This window comes from Chelatococcus asaccharovorans, from assembly GCF_003201475.1.
Classification (GTDB): Bacteria; Pseudomonadota; Alphaproteobacteria; order Rhizobiales; family Beijerinckiaceae; genus Chelatococcus; species Chelatococcus asaccharovorans.
The window spans coordinates 132,506-141,811 of record NZ_QJJK01000016.1 but is presented as its reverse complement, the minus strand read 5'-3'; the positions used below and the strand labels follow the sequence as shown (position 1 = coordinate 141,811).

Genomic DNA, 9,306 nt, shown 5'->3' with positions numbered 1-9,306 from the left:
AACAAGGACGAGGAAGCGCCCATCTTCCAGGTGGCGGACTACGGCCTCGTCGGCGATCTCTTCACTATCGTGCCAGAACTCACCGAAGAGCTTGGAGAAGCAGGTAAGTAGAAGATATCACCAGCGGCGTCAGCAATGACGATCATGAGGCCGTTCTACCAGGATCTGGCAAACGGGTTGATGTCGAACTCAAAAAAAGGGCCGGAGCTGCGCGCAGGCGCTTAGGCGCGGCTCGGGAGACGATCTCTCCCGCAGTCCATAACGCGTTGCCCACTCGATGATGTCGGCCGTCAGCGCCGCATCGTCGGCGCGGCCTATCTTTTGGTAGTTCATCGCCACACGCCCAATGTGACATTGCGGCGATGCGATATGCGGACGGCTGCCCGTTGGCGCGGGGCCGGTGCCATCCTCGTGCCTATCGCGATCGAAAGGCCGCCAGCGGATATCCGGGAGGGACACAATGACCGAAACACCTGCGACCTACACGCCTGCGGCACCGCCCAAGGATGCAGTGCGCGATGATGAGAAGACGGCCTACCAGAAGGTCATCGACAGGCAGCGGGCCTATAACTACCCGGAGTTCGTGAAGAAGTTTCCGCATCGGAGCGTGCGTCAGGGCATGCCCGGCGATACGCTTCAGCCCTATTTCGCCGCCCTTCTCAACAGCCCGCTGGTCGCCGCCGGCATGAGCGACCTCGGCGTCGTCTACCGCACGCGCGGTGAATTCGCCGGCGGTATGGCGCATGCCGATCGCGAATGGTGCGACATGGTGGTCTGCCAGGACCTCGGAATGAACTGGGTTCTCTATGTGCATGCGCTCGATGCCGCAGCGGTCGGGGTCAGGCCGGCGGCCATCCTGGCGCTGGTGCAGGGCGACGAAGCCCAATTGACGGCCGACGAGAAACTGCGGGCCGATTTCATCCGCGCGGTCATCCGCGGCACGATGACCCGCGAACTTTACACGGCGCTGGAATCTCGCACAAGCCAGCGTGCCGCCGTCGAAATCGCCGCCTTCAGCGGGCATCTCCTAAAGACCATCCGCCTGCAGCAGGCCTTCGGCATCCCCGACATTCCCCGGGCGGATCTCGTCGAGTTCCTGGAGGCCATCGCCGCCGGCACGATCACCCCGCCGGATCCGAAGGAGCGGGTGCCGGTCGCCGCGCCGCACGGATAGCGCGCAGGGGCGTTGCCCAACCCTAGCGCGGAACGTATTCGCTGCGGTAGAGGCACGTGCCGTCATGCAGGAAATGGCCGATGTCCTGGACGATCTCCTGGCGCCCGGCCTTGGAGCAGAATCAGGGCTCGTGCATGGCCTCGCGTGTCGGGAAATGCAGTTCGCCGACCCCATCCACCCGTGGCGCGGCGGATGTCCGGTTGCCGGGCGAGGAGGGACGGTACGGCCTCCTCCAGCGCCCAGAGGCGGAGCGCAGCCCGGTCGCCGTCGGAGGGCGCTGCCACGAGGGTGCCGACCGGCATCGGCGTCGCTCCTTCTTCTGGCAAGCCGCCTCACTGCCCGTGAGGAACGGGCATGGGCAGGGTCGAATAATCGGCCGGCCGGGAGCTCTCGATGAGGTCGTAGTCGGCGGAAAACTTCGACACGTTGTGGCGCATGAAAGCGGCGAAGGCCCCGGTGAAGGCATAAGCGAGCTGAGGATTCGCTAGGGACCGGGATACCGGATCTATTTCCAGAAGCGCGGCAACCTCCTGATTGTGTTGCTGACCGGCGGGGACAAAAGATCTCAAGCCCGTGATATCGCCACTGCCAAAACGCTCGCCAAGACGTGGAGCCCGCAAGATGACTGAAAAACTGACGACTTACGATCCGGCCGCTGCACTCGTGGACGACGAGGAAATTGCCGCGTTTATGGCGGATGCTTTGGAAACTGGCGATGCGACCTATATCGCCAAGGCGCTTGGTGTTGTTGCCCGCGCCAAGGGGATGTCCGAAATAGCGCGGAAGACGGGCCTGTCACGTGAGCAGCTCTACCGCTCATTCAGCGAGCGCGGAAACCCCACACTCAAAACGACACTCGCAGTGATGCGTGCGCTTGGCTTCGACATGACCGCCAAGGCTCACGCAGCACGGTAGGTTAGCTGGGCTTTCAAGACGGAAAGTGCCATTGGCAGTTCGTCGCGGGCGCTAACATTTGACTACCCTTATCCAAGCGTGGTCACTCGAAGGCAAAGAAGGATGGCAGAGCGAATGGAGATATCTCAGTCAGCCTGATGGAGCTTCGCGGGGTGTTTTCTTCACTGCGCGCTCCGCGCCGATCACTTATCCAGCTGTTCAGGGTAGACGATAGCCACTTTCTAGTCCTCAGGGCAGAACCAATGCTGCTGGCTCGTTTATGTTCAAGCATAGTATGTGGGAGTTGCCCGAAGAATACGGCTTTCGGGTCGCGCCCCCTCCCCTAACGCAAAATCCCCGGCAAACATCTCCTTTGCGCTGCCGCTGGAGGCATTGGCTTCGGCAATCAGCGCTTCAATATTCATCGGCTAGTCGCGTGCTCCGATGAAACCACCCTACCCATCGCATGCTTTAGCGATCGTGGTCGAACACACCGCCGGTGGTGCCTCGTTCGCGACATCACTCGGCCGATGTCTGTCCTGCAACTGCGGCGAGCCAGATGGCGACGGCCTCGGCGCCTGGATCGACATGGCCGAGGACTCTTGCGCCCAGATAGCTGGAGCGGCCGCGGCGAGGCGCCATATGGGCCGTGGCGGCTGCCCCACGACGTGCTGCAACGGCTGCGGCCAACAGCCCCGCAGGGGCGGAGCTTGCGGCGCGAATGGCGCGGACGGCAGGAACAAGCGCGTCGACCATCGTCCTATCCCCTTCCTGGGCGCCTCCCAGAGCTGACACGGATCTGACCCCATTCTCGAACGCCGCCGAAAGTTGCTCCGAAGCGCAGAAATCGTCTGTCAGCGCGTTGGCCGCGCCAAGCGCAAAGGCTGCATAGAGAGGGCCGGACGTGCCACCCACGGACCGCCTTACAATCTCCGAAATCGCCATCAGGACAGCCTTGGGAGATCGCTTTGCGAAACCCTCCATCGATTTCAGGATCTGTTCCGCACCTTGCGCCAGAGACCGGCCGATATCGCCGTCACCAACCTTCTGGTCCATCGCCGTCAGCGCGTCCTCGGCAGCGATCAACGCCTCGCAAGCGGCCCGGATCGCATCCAGGAATGCCGGCGGGGCCGACCCCGTTCCGTCCTCCTCAGCCGTCTTTGTGGATGTTGGCGGGATGGCGATCCGCGCCGCAGACCTCGCCGGCGGCGCTATGGTGCTTCCATTCGCGAGCCAACCCGGAGCCACCGTCCCCGCATCCAGGGCAGCGAGCGTCGCGGCGTCGGACTTCAGGACACTGAGCGAGATTCCAGCCATCTCGATGGCCGTCAGGAAGGTGCCGCAATAGGCACGATCGATCGCGATGCCGCGATCCGCCAGGCTCTCCAGCGTATCGCGAGCGACGATATTGAGCTCCATCGTCGGGGTGCTGCCGAGATTGTTGACAAGCAGAACGACACGGTCGCCGCTGACGAGGCCCTTGTCCGCGACGATCTTCTCGATCAGAGATCCCACAATCACCCGTGATGACGCAATCACTTGTCGCGACACGCCTGCCTCGCCGTGAATTCCGAGGCCGAATTCGATCTCGTCCGGACCGATCTCGAAATTGGCCGATCCCGCTGCCGGCACGACGCAAGGCGTCAGCGCCACACCCATGCTCGACAGCCGGGAGACCGCCTGACGCGCCTTCTCGGCGACCTCGGGCAGAGGCATCCCCGCTTCTGCCGCAGCGCCCGCGATCTTGTGAACGAGCACGGTGCCGGCGATGCCACGTCGCCCCGCCGTCATCTCGGCGCTCCCGAGCGCGGCGTCGTCATCGACCACGACGGTCTCGACCGGAATTCCTTCGGCCCGGGCCATCTCGGCAGCCAGCCCGAAATTGATCCTGTCCCCGGTATAGTTCTTGACGATCATCAACACGCCGGCCGGCGTGCCGACGGCTTTCAGCGCGGCATGAACGGCATCCGTGCTGGGCGATGCGAAGACATCGCCGGAGACGGCGGCGGTCAGCATTCCCTGCCCGACGTAGCCGGCATGAGCCGGCTCGTGGCCGGCGCCGCCGCCGCTGAGTATCGCGACCTTGCCGCTTGCCCGGAATGCCGCGACGTCGGCTCGCACGACGGTGGTGTGGCCGTCGAGGATCGCCAGCGTGGGGTGAAGCCGCGCAAAGCCTTCCAGGGATTCGGGAACGACGTTCAGAACATCGTTGACGAGTTTCTTCACGGGTCTTCCCTCTCGATCAGCCGCGGCCATAGAGCGGCATCGTCGTCGCCATGACGGTCATGAATGGAATGTTAGCTCCGAGCGGCATGCTCGCCATGTGGAGGATGGCGCGCACGGCCTCGCTCGCATCCATCACGGGCTCGGCACGCACGCCTCCATCCGCCTGCAGCATTCCGGCAGCGACCCCCGCCGTCATGTCCGTGGCGGCGTTGCCGATGTCGATCTGCCCGCAAGCGATGTTGAAGGGACGACCTTCAAGCGCGATCGCCTTGGTAAGACCGGTGATGGCGTGCTTCGAGGCGGTATAGGCCGCAGCGCGCGGGCGCGGCACATGCGCCGAGACGGAGCCGTTGTTGATGATGCGGCCGCCAGAGGGCGCTTGCCGCTTCATCAGGTGGAACGCGCTCCGGGCGCAGAGAAAGGCGCCCGTAAGGTTGACGTCGATCATCCGTCGCCATTCGCTGGCGTCCGTCTGCTCGAAGGGCACGGAGCCGGAAAATATGCCGGCATTGTTGAAGAGCAGGTCGAGCCGGCCATGCGCCTCGAACACCTGCTCGAACAGCGTATCGACAGTAGCCTCGTCCGTGATGTCGGCAGCGCAGATCGAGCCTGCGCTTTCCTTGCTCAAGGACAATGACTCCTCGAGCGCGGACCGCCGCCTGCCGACCAGCGTGACGGCCCAACCGGCATCGAGCAGGGCCAGGGCGCTCAAGCGCCCGATTCCCGAGCCAGCACCTGTCACGACGGCGATTTTTGCTTGGGACGGCGTCTGTGCGGTCATTGCGGTTCTCCGGGCGACGCGTAGAGCGGGGACCAGGTCTGAGCCGACTGGCCGCCATCGACCGCGAGTGCATGGCCGTTGACGTAGCGCGCGTCGTCGGAAGCGAGATAGACCGCTGCGGCCGCGACATCCCATGCCGTCCCCATGAAGCCCATGGGAGCCTGGTTGTTGCGGACCTGCCGCAGGCGCTCCAGGCTGTTCTCGCCGTAGAGATTCTTGAGCGGCTCGACGACGTGCGGAGTGTCCATCAGCCCCGGCAGGATACAATTGCAACGGATGCCGGCGCGCGCATATTGCAGGGCGATCGAACGGGTCAACGCCTCGACGCCCGCCTTCGAGACAGCGTAGGCCAACATCGGAACGCCCGTCCAGCGACGCCCTGCAATGGCGCCGACATTCACGATCGCGCAGGGGGAGCCGCCCGTCTCGATCTGACGCTCCATGTGAGGCACGACCGCGCGGCAAGAGAGAAACATCCCCGTGATATTGACCTTCAGGATGCGGTCCCAGTCGGCAGGGTCCGTATCGGTGACGCCGCCGACCTGCGCGAGCCCGACATTGTTGTGCAGGATGTCGATGCTGCCGAAGGCCTCGACGCAAGCGGCCGCCATTGCGGCCATCGACCCGGCATCGGTGACATCCGCTTCGACGGCTTCGCACAGGCCGCCCTCGCCCCGGATGATGTCGCGCGTCTCTATCGCGGCCGACAGGTTGCGATCGGCGGCGAGCACGCGCGCGCCTTCGCGTGCGAACGCAACCGCCGTGGCCTTGCCGTTGCCCCATCCGGGCCCCACCGAGCCCGCCCCCACCACGAGCGCCACCCGGCCGGCGAGACGGCCCTTTTCCGCAGTATCTCTCATCATGCGGCCTCCGCGGACCATCCGGCGCTGGCAGTCAGCCCGCCATCCACGGCGACCAGTTGCCCCGTGACGTAGCTCGCCAACTCGTCGTCGAGCAGAAAGGCGATGACCGAGGCGAGCTCGCCCGGCCGGCCATACCGGTGCTGCGGCACGGCCTGCGTCAGCGCCCGCCGTGTCTCGGGCGTATGGACCCGCGTCACCAACGGCGTTTCGACAGGGCCGGGAGCGACCGCGTTCACGCGGATTCCCCGTGCGGCGAGCTCGACGGCTAGGGCTTTCGTCATGGCCACGACGCCGCCCTTGGACGCCGCATAGGCGGCCCGGCCCGAACTGCCGCGCACGCCTGAGACGGAGGAGACGTTCACGATCGCCCCCCGCTTCATGTGGCGGACCGCCTCCCGCGAGACCAGGAAGCTCCCGGTCAGATTGACGTCAAGCGTCGTGCGGAAGAGCTCCAGGCTGGTATCGAGGAGCTTCAGATTGTGGCCGATTCCAGCGGAATTCACCAAGCCGGTCAGCGGCGCCGAATTGCGGGCGACGTCCGCCACCGCTGCAGCGACAGCGGCCTCGTCGACGACGTCCACAGCATGAAACTCCGTCGGGCCGAACGCGTCCAGCCACGCCCTGGCCTCCGCGAACTCACCCGTATCGCGACCGAAAACGGCGACGCGCCATCCCTGCCGCAACAGCTCCGCCGCGGTGGCGAGGCCGATGCCGGATGCTCCCCCCGTGACGATCGCCGTTCTTCCCGACATACCGGTCATGCGCCGCTCCTCGATGGCCCGCTGACATATCGGATGGGGTCGCGGCCATCCCAGTTGCGCGACGCTTCCGCGATCTCGCGGAAGAACACCCCCTTGGCGCCCGATATCTCCGAGAGTTCGATCATCGTTCCGGGATGGCTTTGCGCGGAGAAATAGACGAGCCGCTCATTGGCGGCGCCATGCTGGCCGGACTGGCCATATTGCTCGATCTGCAGGCCGCGGCTTTCGCAAAGTGCCAGATCCTCGTCGAACTTCGTGGTCCAGTAGGCGAGATGCTGCGCGCCCTCATGGCCATCGTCCAGGAACGTCCGGAAGGCGGATTTCGCATCGTTGTTCTGCTGGATCAGCTCGATCTGAAGATCGCCGTTCATGCACAGCGCGATGCTGAGCTCGGGGTCGCTCGGCTCGCCACGATAGTGAAAATTGCGGATGAACATGGAGCGGATGTGGAAAATCGGCCCGCAGCCCATGACGTTCAGCCAGTAGTCGATCGCCTTGTCGATGTCCTTGACGACGTAGCCGATCTGCCGTGTCGGCCCCAGAAAGTGACTCATGCCCGCTGTTCCTCCCGAACAAGACTATCAAAGTCTACTGTTTACTAAACTTTCTGCGCGCGGATTGGCCCCGCAGCTGGCGGCGCCTGCCTATCGCGCTGTGGCCTTCTTCAGGTCCAGCGCGACATCGACAATCATGTCTTCCTGTCCGCCAACCATCCCGCGACGGCCGAGCTCCACGAGGAGGCTGCGCGTATCGATGTCGTAGGCCCGGCTTGCCGTCTCTGCATGGCGGAGGAAGCTCGAATAGACGCCGGCATAGCCGAGGGACAGCGTTTCGCGATCGACGCGCACGGGCCGATCCTGCATGGGGCGCACGATATCCTCGGCAGCGTCCATGAGGGCGTAGAGATCGCAGCCATGCGGAAGTCCCAGCCGCGCGGCCACCGCGATGAAGACTTCGAGCGGCGCGTTGCCTGCCCCTGCCCCCATGCCGGCCAGCGAGCCGTCGACACGATGGGCGCCCTCCTCGACCGCGACGATGGAGTTGGCGACGCCGAGCGAGAGGTTGTGATGAGCGTGGATGCCGACCTGGGTTTCCGGCTGCAGCGCCTGCCGCAGCGCCCGCACCCGCTCACGGGTACCATCCATCGTCAGAGCGCCGCCCGAATCGGTGACATAGACGCAATGGGCGCCGTAGGCTTCCATCAGCCTGGCCTGCCCGGCCAGCACCGCGGCAGGCTGCGAATGGGCCATCATCAGAAAACCGGAGACGTCGAGCCCCATGGTCCGGGCCGCCTCGATATGCTGGCGGCTGACATCCGCTTCGGTGCAATGGGTCGCGATGCGAACGGATCGGACGCCGCTGCGGGCCGCCTCCTTCAGGTCGTGCAGCGTGCCTATGCCCGGAACCAGCAGGGTCGTCAGCTTTGCGTGGGAAAGCGCCGATGCGACGGCCTCGATCCATTCGATATCGGATTGCCGGCCGAAGCCGTAATTGAAGCTCGAGCCCGCCAGCCCGTCGCCATGGGCAATTTCGATCGCGTCGACCTTCGCCGCATCGAGCGCGCTGGCGATGGTCACAACCTGGTCGAGATCATATTGGTGACGGATGGCATGCATGCCGTCGCGCAACGTGACGTCCTGGATATAAAGCGGTGTCATCGTCAGGCTCCCTGGCCGCGAAGCTCGACAAGCCGTTCCGCGGCCCTCATGGCCGCAGCCGTCATGATGTCCAGATTGCCCGCATAGGCAGGCAGGTAATGGGCCGCGCCCTCTACCTCGAGGAAGACGGTTACCTTGGTGCCGCTCTTGAGCTCCGTGGTCCCCGGCACGCGGATCGGGTTATTATGCGGGATGTCCTCGAACTGGATCTCCTGCTTCAGCCGGTAGCCGGGTACATATTCCTGCACCCGTCGGACCATCTCGAGGATCGACCGCCGGATCGCCTCGCGATCGTCCGTCTCCGCCAGGCAATAGACGGTATCGCGCATGATGATCGGCGGGTCGGCGGGGTTGAGGACGATGATCGCCTTGCCCCGGGCCGCTCCGCCCACTGTCCGGATCGCCTCGGAAGTCGTCTCGGTGAACTCGTCGATATTGGCGCGGGTGCCGGGCCCGGCGGATTTGGATGAGACCGAAGCCACGATCTCCGCGTAGGGAACGGGCGCGACGCTGCTCACGGCCGCGACGATAGGGATGGTGGCTTGCCCGCCGCAGGTCACCATGTTGATGTTCCCGCTGCCGAGATGCTCATCGAGATTAACCGGCGGAACGACATGCGGGCCGACCGCTGCCGGCGTAAGGTCGATCGCCTGCTTGCCGTCCCTGGCGAGGATTTCCGCATGGCGCTGGTGGGCACTGGCGGAGGTCGCGTCGAAGACGATCTCGATCGCCCCGTAATCCGGCAGCCGGCGCAATCCCTCGATTCCTTCGGCGCTGGTGGCGACGCCGAGCCGCCTTGCGCGAGCAAGTCCGTCCGAGGCCGGATCGACGCCGATCAGTGCCCCCATTTCCAGGACCTTGCTGTGTCGCATGACCTTGATCATCAGGTCGGTGCCGATATTGCCCGAGCCGATGATGGCGACCTTTGTTCTACTCATGGACGATCCCT

Annotated in this window: 9 protein-coding genes and 2 pseudogenes; 4 read left to right on the top strand and 7 right to left on the bottom strand. The window is 64.7% G+C overall.

Annotated features, from left to right (window positions below; translation table 11 throughout):
• From C7450_RS29315 to C7450_RS29295, 4 genes and pseudogenes are all read left to right on the top strand, one after another.
• Positions 1-111: pseudogene (locus tag C7450_RS29315) on the top strand (electron transfer flavoprotein subunit alpha/FixB family protein); the annotation flags it as partial.
• A gap of 349 nt (positions 112-460) precedes the next feature.
• Entirely contained in the window at positions 461-1,174 is a 714-nt protein-coding gene (locus C7450_RS29305; RefSeq protein WP_110378024.1) for a carboxymuconolactone decarboxylase family protein, read from the top strand.
• A 455-nt stretch (positions 1,175-1,629) separates the two neighbouring features.
• A pseudogene (locus C7450_RS34800) lies at positions 1,630-1,803 on the top strand (type II toxin-antitoxin system RelE/ParE family toxin); the annotation flags it as partial.
• A complete protein-coding gene (locus tag C7450_RS29295; protein WP_110378023.1) occupies positions 1,796-2,089 on the top strand; it encodes an addiction module antidote protein in 294 nt (97 codons plus the stop codon). The pseudogene C7450_RS34800 and the gene C7450_RS29295, both read left to right, overlap by 8 nt.
• 498 nt (positions 2,090-2,587) lie before the next feature.
• On the opposite strand, the gene dhaL is transcribed toward C7450_RS29295, so the two are convergent.
• The 7 genes from dhaL to C7450_RS29260 all read right to left on the bottom strand — a co-directional run bounded on the left by dhaL (position 2,588) and on the right by C7450_RS29260 (position 9,295).
• On the bottom strand, positions 2,588-4,294 hold the full coding sequence (gene dhaL, locus C7450_RS29290) for a dihydroxyacetone kinase subunit DhaL (protein WP_110378046.1): 1,707 nt from the start codon (positions 4,292-4,294) through the stop codon (positions 2,588-2,590).
• Between the two features lie 16 nt (positions 4,295-4,310).
• Positions 4,311-5,075, bottom strand: a complete 765-nt coding sequence (locus tag C7450_RS29285) for an SDR family oxidoreductase (protein ID WP_110378022.1) — start codon at positions 5,073-5,075, stop codon at positions 4,311-4,313.
• Positions 5,072-5,938 (bottom strand): SDR family NAD(P)-dependent oxidoreductase, encoded by an 867-nt coding sequence (locus C7450_RS29280; RefSeq protein WP_245450209.1) that lies wholly within the window; start codon positions 5,936-5,938, stop codon positions 5,072-5,074. The genes C7450_RS29285 and C7450_RS29280 overlap by 4 nt, the downstream gene beginning before the upstream one ends.
• Entirely contained in the window at positions 5,935-6,699 is a 765-nt protein-coding gene (locus C7450_RS29275) for an SDR family NAD(P)-dependent oxidoreductase (protein ID WP_245450207.1), read from the bottom strand. The genes C7450_RS29280 and C7450_RS29275 overlap by 4 nt, the downstream gene beginning before the upstream one ends.
• The gene (locus C7450_RS29270; protein ID WP_110378021.1) at positions 6,696-7,253 is read right to left on the bottom strand and encodes a VOC family protein; all 558 of its coding nucleotides are present in this window, start codon (positions 7,251-7,253) and stop codon (positions 6,696-6,698) included. Before C7450_RS29270 ends, C7450_RS29275 begins: the two co-directional genes overlap by 4 nt.
• 90 nt (positions 7,254-7,343) lie before the next feature.
• The gene (gene dmpG, locus C7450_RS29265) at positions 7,344-8,357 is read right to left on the bottom strand and encodes a 4-hydroxy-2-oxovalerate aldolase (protein ID WP_110378020.1); all 1,014 of its coding nucleotides are present in this window, start codon (positions 8,355-8,357) and stop codon (positions 7,344-7,346) included.
• Positions 8,358-8,359: 2 nt separating this feature from the next.
• A complete protein-coding gene (locus C7450_RS29260) occupies positions 8,360-9,295 on the bottom strand; it encodes an acetaldehyde dehydrogenase (acetylating) (protein ID WP_110378019.1) in 936 nt (311 codons plus the stop codon).
• Positions 9,296-9,306 lie beyond the last annotated feature (11 nt).

Excerpts from the sequence above, each read along its gene's own strand:
- C7450_RS29260 (WP_110378019.1), bottom strand. The coding sequence starts at position 9,295 with ATGAGTAGAACAAAGGTCGCCATCATCGGCTCGGGCAATATCGGCACC.
- C7450_RS29275 (WP_245450207.1), bottom strand. The coding sequence starts at position 6,699 with ATGACCGGTATGTCGGGAAGAACGGCGATCGTCACGGGGGGAGCATCC.
- C7450_RS29270 (WP_110378021.1), bottom strand. The coding sequence starts at position 7,253 with ATGAGTCACTTTCTGGGGCCGACACGGCAGATCGGCTACGTCGTCAAG.
- C7450_RS29280 (WP_245450209.1), bottom strand. The coding sequence starts at position 5,938 with ATGATGAGAGATACTGCGGAAAAGGGCCGTCTCGCCGGCCGGGTGGCG.
- dmpG (WP_110378020.1), bottom strand. The coding sequence starts at position 8,357 with ATGACACCGCTTTATATCCAGGACGTCACGTTGCGCGACGGCATGCAT.
- C7450_RS29305 (WP_110378024.1), top strand. The coding sequence starts at position 461 with ATGACCGAAACACCTGCGACCTACACGCCTGCGGCACCGCCCAAGGAT.
- C7450_RS29295 (WP_110378023.1), top strand. The coding sequence starts at position 1,796 with ATGACTGAAAAACTGACGACTTACGATCCGGCCGCTGCACTCGTGGAC.
- C7450_RS29285 (WP_110378022.1), bottom strand. The coding sequence starts at position 5,075 with ATGACCGCACAGACGCCGTCCCAAGCAAAAATCGCCGTCGTGACAGGT.